Annotated in this window: 16 protein-coding genes; 10 read left to right on the forward strand and 6 right to left on the reverse strand. The window is 55.1% G+C overall.

Features of this window, described 5'->3' with window-relative positions; all coding sequences use genetic code 11:
- The first annotated feature begins 27 nt into the window (after positions 1 to 27).
- From sucD to QQL54_RS02490, 9 genes are all read left to right on the forward strand, one after another.
- Positions 28 to 912, forward strand: coding sequence for a succinate--CoA ligase subunit alpha (gene sucD / locus QQL54_RS02450; protein ID WP_284387136.1), 885 nt, complete (start codon positions 28 to 30; stop codon positions 910 to 912).
- Positions 909 to 1382, forward strand: a complete 474-nt coding sequence (locus QQL54_RS02455) for a Rid family hydrolase (protein ID WP_284387138.1) — start codon at positions 909 to 911, stop codon at positions 1380 to 1382. The genes sucD and QQL54_RS02455 overlap by 4 nt, the downstream gene beginning before the upstream one ends.
- 158 nt (positions 1383 to 1540) lie before the next feature.
- Complete coding sequence (locus tag QQL54_RS02460) at positions 1541 to 4501, forward strand: 2-oxoglutarate dehydrogenase E1 component (protein WP_284387140.1); 2961 nt, start codon at positions 1541 to 1543, stop codon at positions 4499 to 4501.
- Positions 4502 to 4563: 62 nt separating this feature from the next.
- Positions 4564 to 6153, forward strand: coding sequence for a 2-oxoglutarate dehydrogenase complex dihydrolipoyllysine-residue succinyltransferase (gene odhB, locus QQL54_RS02465; protein WP_284387142.1), 1590 nt, complete (start codon positions 4564 to 4566; stop codon positions 6151 to 6153).
- Between the two features lie 136 nt (positions 6154 to 6289).
- Positions 6290 to 6712: a hypothetical protein gene (locus QQL54_RS02470; RefSeq protein ID WP_284387144.1), complete on the forward strand. Its 423-nt coding sequence runs from the start codon at positions 6290 to 6292 to the stop codon at positions 6710 to 6712.
- A 30-nt stretch (positions 6713 to 6742) separates the two neighbouring features.
- Entirely contained in the window at positions 6743 to 7162 is a 420-nt protein-coding gene (locus QQL54_RS02475; RefSeq protein ID WP_284387146.1) for a hypothetical protein, read from the forward strand.
- Positions 7163 to 7201: 39 nt separating this feature from the next.
- Positions 7202 to 7627, forward strand: a complete 426-nt coding sequence (locus QQL54_RS02480; protein ID WP_284387148.1) for a hypothetical protein — start codon at positions 7202 to 7204, stop codon at positions 7625 to 7627.
- A gap of 234 nt (positions 7628 to 7861) precedes the next feature.
- Positions 7862 to 8335, forward strand: coding sequence for a hypothetical protein (locus tag QQL54_RS02485; protein WP_284387150.1), 474 nt, complete (start codon positions 7862 to 7864; stop codon positions 8333 to 8335).
- Positions 8336 to 8562: 227 nt separating this feature from the next.
- Positions 8563 to 10242 (forward strand): alpha/beta fold hydrolase, encoded by a 1680-nt coding sequence (locus QQL54_RS02490; RefSeq protein WP_284387152.1) that lies wholly within the window; start codon positions 8563 to 8565, stop codon positions 10240 to 10242.
- A gap of 63 nt (positions 10243 to 10305) precedes the next feature.
- Here QQL54_RS02490 and QQL54_RS02495 read toward each other — a convergent pair whose 3' ends face one another.
- On the reverse strand, positions 10306 to 10863 hold the full coding sequence (locus QQL54_RS02495) for a GbsR/MarR family transcriptional regulator (RefSeq protein WP_284387153.1): 558 nt from the start codon (positions 10861 to 10863) through the stop codon (positions 10306 to 10308).
- A gap of 232 nt (positions 10864 to 11095) precedes the next feature.
- Between QQL54_RS02495 and QQL54_RS02500 the strand changes: the two genes are divergently transcribed.
- Positions 11096 to 11740, forward strand: a complete 645-nt coding sequence (locus tag QQL54_RS02500; RefSeq protein ID WP_284387155.1) for an RNA polymerase sigma factor — start codon at positions 11096 to 11098, stop codon at positions 11738 to 11740.
- A 33-nt stretch (positions 11741 to 11773) separates the two neighbouring features.
- Here the strand turns inward: QQL54_RS02500 and QQL54_RS02505 are convergent, their stop codons facing one another.
- The 5 genes from QQL54_RS02505 to crcB form a co-directional block, all read right to left on the reverse strand.
- Positions 11774 to 13864 carry an alpha/beta hydrolase family protein gene (locus tag QQL54_RS02505; protein WP_284387157.1) on the reverse strand — a complete coding sequence of 697 codons (2091 nt, stop codon included), beginning with the start codon at positions 13862 to 13864 and terminating at the stop codon, positions 11774 to 11776.
- Positions 13865 to 13930: 66 nt separating this feature from the next.
- Positions 13931 to 15760, reverse strand: coding sequence for a monovalent cation:proton antiporter-2 (CPA2) family protein (locus QQL54_RS02510; protein ID WP_284387160.1), 1830 nt, complete (start codon positions 15758 to 15760; stop codon positions 13931 to 13933).
- 30 nt (positions 15761 to 15790) lie between these two features.
- On the reverse strand, positions 15791 to 16501 hold the full coding sequence (locus QQL54_RS02515) for an ATP12 family chaperone protein (protein ID WP_284387162.1): 711 nt from the start codon (positions 16499 to 16501) through the stop codon (positions 15791 to 15793).
- The gene (locus QQL54_RS02520) at positions 16501 to 17475 is read right to left on the reverse strand and encodes an RluA family pseudouridine synthase (RefSeq protein ID WP_284387164.1); all 975 of its coding nucleotides are present in this window, start codon (positions 17473 to 17475) and stop codon (positions 16501 to 16503) included. The genes QQL54_RS02515 and QQL54_RS02520 overlap by 1 nt, the downstream gene beginning before the upstream one ends.
- Positions 17472 to 17849 carry a fluoride efflux transporter CrcB gene (gene crcB, locus QQL54_RS02525; RefSeq protein WP_284387166.1) on the reverse strand — a complete coding sequence of 126 codons (378 nt, stop codon included), beginning with the start codon at positions 17847 to 17849 and terminating at the stop codon, positions 17472 to 17474. The genes QQL54_RS02520 and crcB overlap by 4 nt, the downstream gene beginning before the upstream one ends.
- Between the last annotated feature and the right edge of the window lie 41 nt (positions 17850 to 17890).

The raw sequence follows: 17890 nt of genomic DNA on the forward strand, positions 1-17890 counted from the left end.
CTCAAAATACGAAGACTAGGAAGCTACATGTCAGTCCTCATCAATAAAGACACTAAGGTCATTACTCAGGGTATGACCGGCAAGACCGGCACGTTCCATACGGAACAGGCCATCAAATACGGGACCAAAATGGTTGCGGGCGTAACGCCAGGTAAGGGTGGAACAACCCATTTGGATCTGCCGAATTTCGACACGGTCGCGGAAGCGGTTCACGCGACGGGCGCAACCGCGTCGGTTATCTATGTGCCGCCGCCCTTTGCGGCTGATTCTATCATGGAAGCCATCGCCGCTGAGGTGCCGTTGATCATTGCGATCACCGAAGGCATCCCTGTGCGCGATATGATCCCGGTTAAGCGCGCACTGGTTGGGTCCAAGTCCCGATTGATCGGCCCGAACTGCCCCGGCGTTCTGACCCCTGACGAATGCAAAATCGGCATCATGCCGGGCAAGATTTTCAAAAAAGGGTCCTGCGGCGTAGTTTCGCGCTCTGGTACGCTGACTTACGAAGCCGTGTTCCAGACAACGCAGGTCGGCTTGGGCCAGACGACGGCTATCGGTATTGGCGGTGATCCGATCAACGGCACGAACTTTATCGATTGTCTAGAACTGTTCCTCAATGACGACGACACCAAGCAGATCATCATGATTGGTGAGATCGGTGGCACGGCCGAAGAAGAAGCGGCCGAATATATCGCGCATCAGGCCAAAAAGGGCCGCTCCAAGCCGATGGTTGGCTTTATTGCGGGCCGCACGGCCCCTCCCGGACGCACGATGGGCCATGCAGGCGCAATCGTCTCTGGCGGCAAAGGCGGCGCGGAAGACAAGATCGCAGCGATGGAAAAAGCGGGTATCCGCGTATCAGACAGCCCGGCCCGTCTCGGCACGACGCTGATGGATGTGCTGAACGGATGAAATATCTATCCCTAGCTGTCGCCGCGCTTCTGCTGTCTGCCTGCTCGACCACGATCAATGCGGATACGACGTCGAAGTCTTTGCGTCAGACCATTGTCCCAGACGCGTTGGCTCAGACTTATGATGAGCTGCAATATGCGCCGGCGACTCGCGCAGGCGATATGCTCTATCTTTCGGGCGTGCTGGCCATCGTGGAAGACGGCGAAACGTCTATCGAGCCTGCGATTGAGCGATCTTTCGATGAGATCGAGATGATCCTAGCAGAAGTCGGGGCTGACTGGTCGGATGTCGTCGATGTCACAAGTTACACAACTGATCTGGATGCGCATTTAGGCCCACTCTGGGGTATCAAGGCCGAGCGGGTCGCGGCGCCCTATCCGAGTTGGACTCTGATCGGTGTTGATCGTCTCTATGGCGGAGATGGGGCGATTATTGAAACCAAGGTCACGGCCTATCTACCGAACCGATAGTTCGAAAGGCTTACACCTGTGAGACATGGGGCGGGCCACTTGGCCCGCCTTTTTTGCAACGGACTTCATGTTCACACTGTATTGACCATTAACCCCCGATGACAGGGCAAGCCGTTTGCGTTAAGCGACGGTAAATTACTGAGCGAAAAGACTCCTACATGGCCAAGCGCACCGAGCTGAACCAGGCGTTCATTGACACCGACTTTCTTGACGGAGGGTCCGCCTTTTACCTCGAACAAATGCAAGCAAGATACGCCGACAATCCGGCCAGCGTTGATGCGAGCTGGCGTGCCTATTTTGATGCTTTGGGCGAGGACCGACAAAATGCTCGCGCCAATGCTGATGGGCCCAGCTGGAAACGGGACAATTGGCCCCCCACGCCAAATGGCGACCTGACGAATGCGCTGACGGGCGATTGGGGCGATAATGCTGTCGCTGCAGAAGCTAAAATTGCCACGAAACAACCTGATCTTTCCGCCGATCAAGTGCGTCAGGCCGCGAAAGACTCACTGCATGCACTGATGCTCATCCGTGCCTATCGTGTGCGGGGTCATTTGATTGCTGATCTTGATCCCTTGGGTTTGCGTAAGCAGGGCACGCATCCAGAGTTGGATCCAAATACATACGGGTTTGGCCCGGACGATCGTGACCGAGAAATCTTTATCGACGGGGTTCTGGGGCTGGAATATGCGACGATCAACAATATCCTAGAGATTGTGCAACGGACCTATTGTTCGACCATTGGTGTGCAATTCATGCATATTTCCGACCCGGAAGAGAAAGCTTGGATTCAAGAGCGCATCGAAGGGCCAGACAAGCAGGTCAGCTTCACCAAAGAGGGCCGTCTGGCAATCCTGCAGAAGTTGATTGAGGCGGAAAGCTTCGAACAGCTGATCCATAAACGCTATCCCGGCACAAAACGCTTTGGCCTCGATGGGGCGGAAGCGCTGCTTCCGGCACTGGAACAAATCATCAAACGCGGCGGCCAGTTGGGGCTTCAGGACATAAACTTCGGCATGCCACATCGCGGGCGCTTGAACGTTATGGCGAGCGTAATGCAGAAGCCATATTCTGCGATCTTCTACGAATTTCTCGGCGGCGTCGCGTCTGGGGCAGAGGATTTTGGTTCCGGCGATGTGAAATATCATTTGGGCGTCTCAGACGACCGTGAATTTGACGGTAACAAGGTCCATCTTTCGCTGGCCCCGAACCCATCGCATTTGGAAGTCGTTGCGCCAGTCGTGATCGGCAAGGCGCGCGCGAAACAGCAATCCATGTCTGGCACCTACCGCACGCATAATCCGAAGCGGGTCATGGCGGTATTGTTGCACGGCGATAGTGCCTTTGCGGGCCAAGGTGTGGTGACGGAAACCTTCCAACTCAGCCAACTGGCCGGGTACCGGACGGGCGGCTCCATCCATGTCATCGTCAATAATCAAATCGGCTTTACGACGACACCGGATGAATATCGCTCCGGTCAATATTGTTCGGACGTGGCCTTCATGGTCCAAGCGCCCGTGCTACACGTTAATGGCGATGACCCAGAAGCCGTCGTATATGCAGCACGTATCGCGACTGAATATCGTCAGAAATTTGGCCGTGACGTCGTGATCGATATCGTCTGCTATCGCCGTTATGGGCATAATGAGGGCGATGACCCCAGCTTCACCCAGCCGATCATGTACAAAGTCATTGGCGATAAACCGTCGTCCCGTGAAATCTATGCCCAGCGCTTGATTGCGCAAGGCGATCTAACCGACGCGGAACACACGCAGCGTGTCGACGATTTCTACGCGTTTCTGGATAAAGAATTTGATGAAGCCAAGAACTTCGAGACCAAGGCGCCAGACTGGCTAGATGGCGTCTGGACCGGGATTTCGCTACCTTCTATGGATGATGAAAAGCGCCGAGGTGTGACCGGCGTTCCGATTGAGACGTTGAAAGAAATCGGGACAAAGATCACAACGGTACCCAACCATGTGAATATCCATAGGACGTTGAAACGCATTATTAAAATGCGTGCAGATAAGGTCGAAGCGGGTCACGATATTGACTGGGGGCTGGCCGAACATCTCGCTTTCGGATCGCTTGTCATGGAAGGTCATCCGGTTCGGCTGTCAGGTCAGGATTCAGAACGCGGCACATTCAGCCAGCGCCAAAGTCATTTCATCGATCAGACAACAGAAGAAAAATATACGCCGCTCAACAACCTGTCTGATGACCAACAATATTATCAGGTGCTCAACTCGCACCTGTCCGAAGAAGCTGTTCTCGGTTTTGAATATGGCTTCTCGACGACAGCGCCTCAAGCGTTGACGATCTGGGAAGCGCAATTTGGTGATTTTGCCAATGGCGCGCAGGTTATGGTCGACCAGTTCATTAGCTCAGCCGAACAGAAATGGTTGCGCATGAGCGGGCTCGTCATGCTGTTGCCGCATGGTTATGAAGGGCAGGGGCCGGAACATAGTTCGGCGCGTCTTGAGCGCTATCTGCAGATGTGCGCCGAAGACAATATGCAGGTCTGCAACGTCTCGACGCCGTCCAACTATTTCCATGTTCTGCGCCGCCAATTGCACCGTAATTTCCGCAAGCCGCTCATCATTATGAGCCCGAAGAGCCTGTTGCGGCACAAACTCTGCGTCTCGACCTTCGAGGAAATGGGACCGGATACGTTCTTCCACCGCGTTTTGTGGGACGATGCAGAATATCGCCCAGACGCTTTCCAAGTGAAACTGGTCGACGACAAGAAGATCAAACGCGTCGTGATCTGCTCCGGCAAAATCTATTTCGATCTTTTAGAGGCGCGCGAAGAGTTGGGTCGCAACGATATCTATCTGTTACGGGTTGAGCAGTTCTATCCCTATCCAGACACGGCCCTGAAGACAGAGCTGTCACGCTTCAAACAGGCTGACATGGTTTGGGCTCAAGAGGAGCCTAAGAATATGGGTGCCTGGAGCTTCATCGAACCCCTGCTTGAAGAAACACTGACAGAGATTGGGGCCGAGAACACACGGCCACGCTATGTTGGTCGCAAAGCTGCCGCGTCGACCGCGACCGGGATTGCCGCGAAGCACAAGAAAGAGCAGCAAGCTATCTTTGATGGTGTATTCGCAAAGTAGCGAAACTGCAGCGTCATCCTTATTTTACTGGCAAATCGATCTAACGGACTTAAGCAGACACTATGACTGATATCGTAATTCCTAATGTCGGCGAAAGCGTCTCCGAAGTCACCATTGCGAGCTGGATGGCTCAAGCGGGTGACACGGTGAAGAAAGACGATCCGATCGTCGAGATCGAAACCGATAAAGCGAGCCAAGAATTGGTCGCGCCCGAAGATGGGGTTCTGTCCGAAATTCTAGTCGCTGAAGGTGAGACCGTTGCGGTCGGCACGCTGATTGCCAAAATGGGCGAAGGATCTGGAAAAGCTGCCGCGAAAAAAGAGGCGGTCAAAGGTGATGCCGAAGTAAAAGCTCAGACGGAAGCTCCTGCCTCCAACAAAAGTAGCGGCTCCTCAATTGACATTAATGTCCCGAATGTCGGGGAAAGCGTGTCCGAAGTGACCGTCGCCAGTTGGATGAAACAGGTGGGCGATGCTGTTGAGAAAGACGAAGCGATCGTCGAACTGGAAACGGACAAAGCGGCGCAAGAACTTGTGGCCCCCCGGTCGGGCGTGTTGACAGAAATTCTCGTAGCCGAAGGCGATATTGCCACGATTGGTCAAACCCTTGCCCGCCTTGGCGAAAGCCAGTCGACCGGCGATCTTCCCGGACCTGCGACAGCAGCCAAAGGTGATGAAGGCGGTGGTCTAGCTGGCGTGTCGGGCACCAATTTTGACGACGTCCCAAATGATGCGCGCGTGATGCCCGCCGCGGCCAAAATCATTCGCGAAAACGATCTCGACGCCTCTAAGATTACGGGATCCGGTAAGGATGGTCGTATTCTGAAAGCCGATGCGGCTCAGGCTCTTTCGGACGGATCAGCGAAAAAGAGTGCTGCGCCGGCGGCTGCGCCAACCCCGCCGTCTGTTTCGGCTCCGGCCCCCGTCGCGCCATCAGCGCCGCGCGAAACGGGTGAGCGCGAAGAGCGCGTACGCATGTCGCGCCTGCGCCAGACTATCGCGCGTCGCCTCAAGGACGCTCAGAATACTGCGGCCATGCTAACGACCTATAATGAAGCGGACATGTCCGAGATCATGGCGATCCGGTCGAAGTATAAAGAAGTCTTCCTCAAGAAACACGGCGTGAAGCTTGGCTTCATGTCCTTCTTCGTGAAAGCCTGTGTCCAAGCGCTTAAAGAAGTGCCGACCGTCAATGCCGAGATTGACGGCACGGACATCATCTATAAAAATTTCTACGACATCAGCATTGCGGTCGGGACTGACAAAGGTCTCGTTGTCCCCGTGCTGCGCGATGCGGACGTCTTGTCCCTCGGCGGGATCGAGAAGGGCATTGGCGAGCTCGGCGCGAAGGCACGTGACGGCAATTTGTCGATGGATGATATGCGCGGCGGGACATTCACGATCTCCAATGGCGGTGTATACGGCTCACTGATGAGCTCACCCATTCTGAACCCACCGCAGTCGGGCATTCTCGGTATGCACACGATTCAGAAGCGCCCGGTTGTGGTCAATGATGAAATGGTCATTCGCCCGATGATGTACCTCGCGCTCAGCTATGATCACCGTATCGTAGACGGCAAAGAAGCTGTGACCTTCCTCGTACGGGTCAAGGAATGCCTCGAAGATCCCGAACGCCTGCTGCTTGATCTGTAGCGTTTGCTGCTAAATCTCTAGCATTGAGCCCGGCCTATTCGCCGGGTTTTTTGTTTTGGAACAGGGCCTTAGAAGGTGCGTCTAGACTCCCCTGCGACACTTTGGCAGGGTCTCCCTAATCTCTGGGGAGAGTGACATGACCAAACCATCGATTGGGTATTGGGCGATTTCAGGCTTAGCCTTCGTTTGGAATCTTATGGGTGTCGGCGCTTACATCTCACAAGCGATGTCAGACGAGGCTCAGCTAGTTCAAATACATGGGCCAGAAGCGGCCGCGATGATGATGGCACAACCCGCTTGGTACACGGCAGCCTTCGCGCTGGCGGTCTTTGGTGGCGCGCTTGGTTGTTTGGGTTTGTTGCTGCGTAAGACATGGGCGCTCTGGCCACTTTTGCTGTCACTGCTCTGCGTCGTCATCCAGCATATCTATTATCTCATTCATGGGACTTACCAATTTGTCGAGGGCGGGGCTTGGGTCATGGTTCTTCTGATCCCGATTGTGGCGGTTTTCCTCGTCTGGTTCGCCCGGCGGAAGGTCGCTGACGGAACATTGAAATAAGTGAAGAAATATAACTGTGAGGAGCGTGACATGAACAAACCATCGATTTGGTATTGGGTAATCTGTGTGTTGGGGCTGCTGTGGAGCATTGGCGGCGGATATGATTATCTGATGGTTGTCACTGAAAACGCCGAATATATGGGGAAGATCCCGGCTGAGACGTTGGACTATTATAATAGCTTCCCGAACTGGCTGATGTGGCCTTGGGCGATCGCCATCTGGGGCAGTGTACTGGGATGGTTATTGATGCTGCTTCGCAAGAAATTGGCGGTTCCAGTGTTCCTCTTGGCTCTACTGGGTCTGATCGTGAACATGCTTTATTTCGTCCTGACGGGCGGACTTCCAATCATGGGACTGGTTGGGACGATCTTCATTATTATCGCAGTGGCGATCTCGATCTTCGCCGTTTGGTTCGGACGTCGCAATAGCGCCAACGGGACTTTGAGCTAGGCTCGGCTTCGACGCCGTCAGTATTCAATGGAGCGTGACATGAAAAAACCTACAATTTGGTTCTGGGTGATTGCTGGCATTTTCCTACTTTGGAATGCGTTTGGTTGTTATCTCTACGTTTTAGAGGTGACACTGACCGACGCGCAGTACGCCGAGATGCATGGCGACGTCATGGCAGCGGCCCGCGATTTCTATCCGAGTTGGGCCTTAGCGGCTTTTGCTTTGGCTGTATGGGGTGGTTTGTTGGCGTCCGTTCTTTTGCTTTTGCGGCGTCGCCTGGCTGCGACAATTTTCTTCATCTCGCTGATCGCCGCTATCATCTGCTTCATTCCCAACTTCATCAGCACTCCGCTCAGAGAGGCGGGCGGTGCCACCTTTTGGGTGATGCCCCTTATCGTAGTTGTTATTGGTCTTGTGGAGGTTTGGTTCGCTCGACGTGAAAGCGCGAAGGGATCGCTTCGCTAGGTCTGAGCCAGCAGTCAGTTTGTAAAGCCTCGGCTCTGGTCGGGGCTTTTTTGTGTCACCACGACAACGCGGTGCGCTCGACGGACGGCTTTGCTCCGCTGCGCCGTAGACCCGACTGGGCACACAGGCCAATTAGGACGCGGTTTCTAAAATCAGTCCCTAAATAGGTCTCATGAACGAAGCCGCGCGGTCATCGCGACGGCCACAGAATTTGAAACCAATAGGACTAAGATCATGGCTAAAGCTAAAACCACTAAGAAAAACACCAAAGCGACTAAAAAAGTCGACGTTTCCAACCTGCGCAAAGGCGCACTGGCCTATATCGGCCTGCACGGTCTGGCGTATGAGCGCGCACAATTCCGCGCTGAGCAGCTGAAAAACGCGTCTGGCGACCTGTTCGAAACACTCGTCAAAAAAGGCGAAAAGCTCGAAGGTAAAGGTCTGGAATTGACCAAAGAAGCACGCGCTAAAGCGTCTGATCTCGTTGAAGACAGTGTTGAAACCGTCAAGAACGTTGTTCCTTTCGGTGGCCGCGACAACCGCGTTGAAGAGCTGGAAGCCGAAGTTGCTACTCTGAACAAGAAAATTGCTGCTTTGTCGAAGAAAGCGTCGACACCGCGCAAGACAACGAAGACAGTCACAACCAAGACTGAAACTGTTAAAGCCGACGTCGCAACAGCGAAATCGGCTGAGAAGAAAGCCGCTTAAGGCCTCTTCTCCGCAGACCCGGGCCGCGACGACCTCTCTCTCCCATTTCCCCGAGAACCTCGCAGTTCCGACGTCTCACGGCGTGTGCAGCCCCTGCACACGCCGTTTTTTTATGCCCTATCGATAGATGGACGACCGCTCTGACCTAATGTTGAACAACGCTTGTTTGTAACAATCTGAATCTATGGCTAAGGATGATCAGTCGGGAACATGGGAGAGACGCCTCAATGGCCATCAAAAAAGAAAAAGTCGCATCACAAGCGGCTGAAACGACGACCGCTGTGAATTCGCTCGTCGGCTTCCGGCGTAGCGAAGTGGTCAAGTCATTAGGTATCATGGCGGGCTACATCGCCAAGCAACCTAAACCCTTCGCCAAACATGTCGGCGCTTATGGCAAGGAACTGCTCGACATTGTCAAAGGCGATAGCGAATTGGCCCCGCATCCCAAAGACCGCCGCTTCCAGGATGATACCTGGTCCAAAAACCCAATCTATAAACGCGGCTTGCAAAGCTGGCTCGCCATGCGGCGTGAACTGGATGGCTGGATCAATGATTCAAATATGCACCCCGCCGACAAGGCGCGCGCCAAGTTTGTGACCGACCTGATCGGTGACACGCTCGCGCCAACCAACTCACTCATGGGCAATCCGGCGGCGATGAAGAAGCTTTATGAGACAGGGGGTATGTCACTCGTCCGAGGCTTGAAGAATGCCTATGAGGATCTGAAAAATAATGGCGGTATGCCAAGCCAGGTTGATGGCCGTCCCTTTAAGGTAGGCGAGAATATCGCCAACACGCCGGGCGCTGTGGTCTATAAAACCGAGATGTTGGAGCTGATCCAGTACAAGCCGCAAACGGATCAGGTGCGCAAAACGCCGTTGATGATCATCCCGCCGCAAATCAACAAATATTATGCTGTGGACCTCGAACCTAATAAGTCGATGATCCGCTTCCTGCTCAAGTCCGGTTTTCAGGTGTTCGCCGTGTCTTGGCGCAATCCAAGCCGTCAGCACTCCCATTGGGGGCTTGAGCAATATGTAGAGGAGCTCATTGCAGCGTCAGATGCAGTGCGCAAAATCACGCGCGAGCCGCGCCTTAATGTCACGGGCGCGTGTTCCGGCGGGACGACGATGGCGCTGATGTTATCGGAACTGGCGGCCCGCGGGGATGACCGGATCAATGCCTTCACACTGATGGTGTCCGTACTCGACGGTAAGAAAACAGACTCAGAAGTCGGACTGTTCGTCACGGATACGGCGATTGAATCAGCCCGCAAACACTCTCAGAAAAAGGGTATTCTGGCGGGCGATGAGCTGGCGCGGTCCTTTGCGTGGATGCGGCCCAATGATTTAATCTGGAACTATGTCGTCAATAATTACCTGCTTGGCGAAAACCCACCGCCCTTTGATGTGTTGTTCTGGAATAATGATTCCACGAATCTACCTGCACAGCTACATTCTGACTATCTGGATATCTTCCAGTTGCGGAGTTTCCGTCCTGACAAATCTGAGGTCTTTATGGACCATGTCATCGACTTGTCCGCGATCACACAGGATTGTTTCATGATGGCCGGTATCACCGACCACATCACACCGTGGAAAGCTTGCTACCGCAATGTGCGCCTGTTTGGCGGGGACGTGACGTTCGTCCTATCCAATTCGGGCCATATTCAGAGCTTGCTCAACCCGCCCGGTAATCCGAAGGCGCAATATTTCCACAATGCCGACTTCCCCCCACGCGCCGATCGCTGGCTCGATGGGGCAGAAAGTTATGGCGAGAGCTGGTGGCTACGTTGGCGTGATTGGCTCGGAGAGCGATCTGGCGAGATGAAGCCAGCGCCGAAGAAGCTTGGCAATAAAGCGAATCCACCCGTGGCAAAGTCCCCTGGGGAATATGTCTTTACCTAATCGGCTCTGTCTGGGCGCGGCTTAGCCGCGACCCGTCCTGCCGGTAGAAGATGGCGCGGTGTTCTACCGAGCCGTCAAACCCAGCAGCGCGACGATCCGATCGCCAAGTCGCACAAGGCGGGTCAGTGTGCGTACGGGAACAGCCTGCATTTGCGTATACCATCGGTCCATATCGGCAGTGAAGGCATGCATTTCGCGCAAGCGCCGTCTCTGCTCATCCGTGACCTGCATGTCGCCATCCGCATCGCTTAAACAATGGGCGAGCGTCTCAAGCGCGGGATCGATCTCTCGCGCTTTACGAACGGCAGCGATCCGTCTTGCCAATTCCCAGACATCGGTCTCAGCGGTGAAGTGGTCGCGGCGTTCTCCGGCGACAGGCACGCGCTGAACAATTTTATAGCTCATCAACTCTTTTAGCGAGTTACTGACATTACTGCGCGCGATGCCCAGTGAGTCACTAATTACGTCCGCCGGTAAGGGGCGTTCACTGATATAGAGGAGTGCGTGGATCTGGGCGATGGAGCGATTAACGCCCCATTGCTGGCCCATATCGCCCCAATGAAGAATGAAACGCCGGACTGCTTCCGGCATAATTTCAATGGTTTTCGTTGTTTCTGTCATAACAGAAATATATGGAGTGTGACGGGTCGATACAACCTCGGATAAACGCTAAATAGGGATAGTTGGCAGTTCACATGTGATCAGGCCATTTCTAGGTGCCGAATTTGTTTTAGATGACAGCGATAAGAAGGCGAATTATACAAACGCAGGTTTAGGCTATTATTAGCCGTCATGAGCCTCGCTAGATAGCTAAGGCCTTCCATCTTTGGAAGAAAGTGGGAGGGAGACAAAGTTGAGCGGCGCGCCTCCTGAGAACCCGGACTCAAACGAACCTGTCTCTAAGCCGCGATCCGTGACGCAAAGCCCAAAATCGCTGTCGGCATCCAAGCGCGATGCAGCGTGGCTTAAGGTTATCTCTGAAGACCGAGATGCGAAAGCTTTGTCTGCCTTATTTGATATTTATACGCCCAAACTCAAAGGCTGGTTGATGGCGCGTGGCGCGGGCGATGCCACGGCCGAGGATGTCGTGCAGGATGTTATGCTCAAGGTCTGGACCGGGGCGCATATGTTTGATCCGGCGAAAGCCTCATTCGCGACATGGGTTTACCGCATGACCCGCAATCGTTGGATCGATCACCAGCGCAAACATGGCCGCGTTGATGTCCGCGATCCGGAGCTGATGAAGACTATTGCTGACGATGAAGTGCCCAGCGCGGAAACGGGCTATATGGAGCAACAGGAAACGAGCTGGCTGCAGGAAGAGATCGCGCGACTGACGCCGTCGCAGCAAACGGCGATCCACATGGCCTATATGGAATTCAAAACCCATAAGGAAATTTCGGAAGAAACGGGACTCCCGCTTGGCACGGTCAAAACTCGGATCCGCTCCGCCATGCAGGCTCTCAAATCCAATATGGGGGAGCGGCGGAGGAGCTAAATACCAACCGCGCCCCAGTTTTGGTCTGGCAGGCTAGTCGCCCGTCTCAGAATCTTCTTTCTTTTTCACATCATATTTCGCGAACCAGCCCATGATATTGTCTGTCTTGGCAATTAGTCGGCTGGGGCGGCTGGCAATATAATGGGGCGAGCCAGGTATGCGGATCAGGGCCGTGTCGACGCCGTTCATTTTCAAAGCCGTGTAGAACTGCTCCGCCTCCCAAGCCGGGGTGCGGAAGTCTGCCTCCCCAACCATTAAAAGCGTCGGCGTCGTGACATTTTCAACCAGCATGATCGGCGAGAAATCAAGATAAGCACCTGGGTCTGTCCAGGGGTCTGCGCGGATCCAGTGTCGACGGACAAACTGACCAATATCAGCGGCCAGCGCCATGGTCATCCAATTGATAACGGGTTTGACGGATGCAGCCGCGGCAAACCGGTTCGTCTTGCCGACGGCCCATGCGGTCAAGATACCACCGCCAGAGCCCCCGGTTATAAATAACCGCTCGGAATCGGCGTAGCGTCGCTCGACCAGATCATCGACCACATCCATGAGGTCTTGATAATCATCGCCCGGATAGGCCTTGTCGATCTGCTGAACGAAGTCGTCACCATACCCTGTAGAGCCGCGTGGATTGACGTAGACAGTGACATAGCCTTCGGCTGCGAAGCGTTGAATCTCGCTCGAATAAAACGGACCATACATGGTCTGTGGTCCGCCGTGGATTTCCAAGATGAGTGGATAGCTGCCATCGGCTTTAAACCCGGGCGGCAGGGCGACCCACGCTTCAATCTCACGTCCATCGACGCTCGAAGTCACTTTGAACTCTTCGATAGGGGCCATGTCGAGATAGGGCAAAATGTCAGCATTCAGCTCTGTCAAAATACGCGGCTTGGCCGTGGCGCGCTGTACAGCCACTTCGGCGGGTCTGTCGGTGAACCCGGCTGTGTATGCAAATGTCGGTGTCTCAGTCTTCGATGCGCTGAAACTACCGCTCGCATAGGGTCGTCCAATCGATGTGCCGCCAATGCCAGTCAATAGGGTGCGGACGCGATCTGTTCGTGTGTCGACAGATGCGACATCAATGACGCCGGCATTTTCGAACTGTGCGTAAAGTGTCTCGCTGTCGGAACCCCAAGCCAGTCTACCAAATGATCGATCTAGATCGGCAGCGAGGCGGCGAGAATTCCGGCCATCTACATCCATGATGTAAAGTTCGGATTGCTGGTAAGCCCGCAGCCGATCATCATAGCCGAGATAGGCAATCTTGCTGCCATCGGGAGAGACGGTGGGGTTGCCGTCAGGGCCATCGCGCTGTGTCAGCGGTGATATAGACAAATCATCCAAACGGACCGCGTAAATTTCGCTTTCGATCGGGTCCATTTCGCGGTCGTCAGCCATATTGCCGACCACCAATAGTCGGTCATTCCCGAGCCAAGCGGGGCCAGAGAAATCAACATCGCCAGAGGTGATTTGACGCGGCGAGCCACCATCGGCTGAAATGGTGAAGGTATGAGTTGCGCCTTCGCGCAGATAACCGGCTCCGTCGAAGCGGAACGTCATATCGTCAAAAACCCGCACGGGTTCCGACCAAGTCGCGCCTTTGGGCGTCGCAATCGGTTTTGCAAAGGCAGGCGTTGAGCCGGGGACGAACATTGTGAAGGCGATGGTCTTGCCATCTGGTGACCAAGATGTGCTGCCGGGACCTTCGTAGAATTGGCCGAGTGACACGCTATTGCCGCTATCCATATAATGAATGCGTAGGTCAGGTCGATCGTCTGTAGACGTTGAATAGAGAAGCCGTGTGCCATCTGGTGACCAACGCGGTGAGCCTTTAGAGGCTCCGCCAACGATCATAGGACGGTGAGCTCCGGTCGCGACATCTAGCGTCCAGAGATCACCTCGGTCCGTATCCGTCTGTCGGTCCATGGAACGACGAACATAGACAATTGTTCGCCCGTCCGGTGAAATCTGTGGGTCACTGGCATATTCAATATCGAACACGCGTTCGGCGGTGAAGTGTTTGAATGCCTCGTCCGCGTCTTGCCCCAAAGCGGGGACCACGGACAGGCCGATTGCGCTGAGCGCAAGCAGGCTCACACCTGCTGTGATGATGCGTTTCATGATACTCCCCTCAAATAATAATTCGCCGTGCGTTATGATCTAACCCGAGCGGTTATCGATACGACGCTAGAGTTTTCCGGTGCGACGTTGTTTCAGCTCTTCTTCCAGTGTTTCTTTCAATAGAGCGCGCGCTTTTTCAGATTGTTCGGCGAGAGCGCCCATGTCACCGCGCAGGTGATAGGTTTGCTGAATGTTCTCAAAGTCTAACTCAAGGAAACGTTGGGCGAGCATCTCGGCTTCTTCCTCATTTACGCCCATCGCCATCAGCACAGCCTCGCCCAGGGCTAAGGCGCCGCGCACTGTTTCGCGTTCAGCGAAGTGAACTTCTTCAGCCAGCAGGTCAAAGAGATGCGGACGGCCCCGGGCTCGAACGATCAGTTTGGCGTGCGGATATTCGGCTTTGATTTCGCGCACCAACTCGGTGTTGTTGGCGATGGCGACGACTATGATGCTCGCGTCTTTGGCACCGGCGAGCCGCAATAATTCCATATCGGTCGCATCGCCATAAAAGACGCGGTGGTGAAACTGTTTCAGGAATTCGATGTGATCGCCATTATTGTCGATCAGCGTTGTGGGAATGCCCTGAGCTTCCAGTAGTCGGCCAATAATTTGTCCGATTCGGCCATAACCGAGAATGATCACAGGATGATGCTGGTTGACGGGGCTTTCACCCGTGGTGCTCGACGCGACGTTAAAACGCGGCAGGACCATGCGGTCAAATAAGAGCAAGATCAGCGGTGTCAGAGCCATAGACAGAGCAATCACGGCGGTCAGCACGCTGGCCGTTTCAGGGCGGATCGCGCCTTCTGTCGTGGCGAAGGTAAATATGACAAAGCCGAATTCACCCGCCTGACAGAGGAGCGCAGAGAAGAAGAGGCGTGGCTTGCGGGCCAGACCGAACATCTTACCGACCCCCATCAAGATGATGAACTTTAATGCCATCAATCCGATGACAAGCCCGATCACGAGAACGGGTTCTGACGCAATGAAAAACAGGTCGAGGCTCATCCCGACCGAGATGAAGAATAAGCCAAGCAGTAGCGCTTTGAACGGCTCAATATCGCGCTCTAGCTGATGGCGATACTCGCTATCGGCCAGCACCATACCGGCAATGAAGGCGCCCAAGGCTGGCGATAGACCCAGCCAGTTCATGAGTAGGGCGGACCCGACGACGAGCAACAGCGAAACGGCGGTGAACGTCTCGCGCACTTCGGATCTGGCGATGATACGGAATAGCGGCGTCAGTAGATATCGACCGCCGAGAAACATGCCGACAAAAACTCCGATGGTCGCCACGCCGAGCCAGATGCCCGTTGGGCCGTGGGGCTCGCTGCCATAGTCACTCGCGACACCCTCAAATGGGGTCATGGTTGCAAGGATGGGCATCATGGCGATCATCGCGATGACGATGACGTCCTGAAACAGCAGGACTGAGAATCCGTTCTGGCCTTCAGGTTCCGCCATCAGGCGCCGGTGCTGCAAGGTCTGCAGCGCTATCGCGGTTGAGGATAGGGCGAGCGCCATGCCGACGGCGAATGCTTCGCCAGTCGAGAACCCGGCTATCATCGCGATTCCGGCGATGGCAATCATTGTCAGCCCAACTTGTGATCCGCCAAGTCCGAGCAGCTTGACGCGCATTGCCCAGAGCTTTCGCGGTTGCAATTCCAGCCCGATCAAAAACAGCATCATGACGACGCCAAATTCTGCGAAGTGTAAGATCGTGATGGGGTCGGTAATCAGCCCCAATACGCTGGGGCCAATCAGGACGCCGGCAATAAGATAGCCAATGACAGAGCCGAGACCCGACAGTTTGCTAATGGGGACGAGCACACAGGCGGCGCAGAGGAAGATAAAGACCGAAAGAAGGAAGCTGCCATCCATAGCCCTGCCTAGCATGACGGCGTAATTTGGCTAGCGGAGTCTGGCTCAAATCGTCTTGAAGTAAATGGCGAGCTTGCCCAGTGTCTCGGTCTCCGTTCGCAGCGCCAGCCGGACGCGTTCGTCATCCTCGTCAACGCCCCATATTTCTGAGCGATAAAGCTCATCAATGCGCGACAGGTCGAACGCCTCAGCAGGATCAAGCGCCCCGTCTGTGACGGCCATGGCGAGGACGGCGGATCCATAAACGGCGACCAGATGCACGAACAGTGTCAGAGCGAAATCGGACAAGGGCGTGGCATAGTCTGCGACCGCATCGAGACTGGTCGGATCCTGTTCAATCGCGCGAATAGAGTCCGTTGTTTCAAGCGCGACCCCGCGCGCTCGCGCCCAATCGAGCCATGGATTCCAGGCCGCCGCTTGGCGCGCGACAAAATCCTGCGGATCCGGCGCGCGGTAGGACAGTAAGTCTGATCCGGCATATTTTCGGGCTTCAGCGATTAGCTCGTCGCGTCGCTGGCTGACACCTTCGCTGGCGACATTAGCGAGCCGAGTGACCGGCATGACGGTTGGATCAATATCCCCGTCTATCGCCTGTGGGACGGCGCTCCATTCTGCTTTAATTTGCGCAGCGATCGCGGCGTGAGGCACGCGGATTGGCTGCTTGCCCGGCGTTTTGAGTTCGCGCCCATCAAGCCGCACGAAATGACCGTCCGCGTCGTGATCGACCGTGACGTCGGTGTAAAACCGCTTCGCCATTAGCGCAGTGCGTCCCAATCGACTTTGGCTTCGCTCTCAGAAAAACCGAAGAGTTTGAACGCGCCTTTCATGTGGGACGGCATCGGCGCGGTTATAGAGACCGGATCGCGACCTTCACGCGGAATGGTCAGCGACCGAGCGTGGAGGTGGAGGCGTTTATCCAATCCCCCGGGCAGGGGGCGATCCGTCATATATTTTGGATCTCCCGCGAGAGGCGCGCCGAGGATTTGCATATGTAGGCGGAGCTGATGTGTCCGTCCGGTCATAGGCATCATGGCAACGAAGGCCGCTTTGGCGCCCGCAGTGGCAACGACCTCATACAAGGTCCGGGCATATTTGGAATCTTTAGTGCCATGACGCACGGCCATCATCACTTCCTTGCCCATGTGAATATTGCCGAAGCGGTTATCGAGCTCGCCCTTGGCCATATAGCCCGCGATCTCGCCGGAGAGCGGCCGCGGAACACCATTGGTCACGCCCCAATAGACTTTCTCTGCGCGGCGGCTTTGAAACGCCCGTCCGGCCCATTTGGCGGCCGCGGCGGATTTGGCGATCAACAATACACCGGAGGTGTCGCGGTCGAGCCGGTGCACCAATCGGTATCCGTCCGGCAACATGCCGTCGATATGTTCGGTTGTCTTTGACCCGCCCTGAACAGCGAGGCCCGACGGCTTATCAATGGCGATCAGTTCATCATCTTCATAGATGACGAGCCGACTGAGCCGATCTTGATCACGTTCACTGGCTTCGCGTTTGACCTCGGACGGATCGGGCAGGGGTGGGATCCGTACGATCTGACCGGCTTCAATGCGTAGATTACCTTTGGCGCGCTTGCCGTCGACGCGGAGTTGTCCAGTGCGCATGAGCTTTTCGACTTTGCCATGCGGAACATGCGGAAAGAGCCGTTTGAACCAGCGGTCCAATCGTTGCCCCGCATCATGCTCGGGGACTTCAAGTTGCTGAACACCGCTCATGCGAACATCTTTCGGGCTAGAATGAGACCCATAGCTAAGGCGAGAATCGCCAAGATGACAGAGCCGCCGACATAAGCCAGAAACGATCCATAACGACCTTTTTCCAGCATTAGCCAGGCATCAAGGGAAAAGGCTGAGAAGGTTGTAAAGCCGCCAAGCAGGCCGACGCCGAGAAACAGTCGAAGATTATTCCCGCCATCCTTTGTCGCCAGCCATCCCGCTAGCAGACCCATCAAAAGACCGCCGATGAGGTTCGCAGCGAGCGTGCCGACAGGAAATCCCGGTCCAAAGGCGCGTAGTGTAATCTGGCCAAGACCATGACGACTCACCGCGCCAATCCCCCCACCGAGAGCGACTAATAGATAGGCTTGCATGGGCGCGCCTATACGCGTCCCGCTGACAGGTTCAAGTTAGG

The sequence above is a fragment of the Algimonas ampicilliniresistens genome (assembly GCF_030159955.1).
In the GTDB taxonomy this organism is placed as follows: domain Bacteria; phylum Pseudomonadota; class Alphaproteobacteria; order Caulobacterales; family Maricaulaceae; genus Litorimonas; species Litorimonas ampicilliniresistens.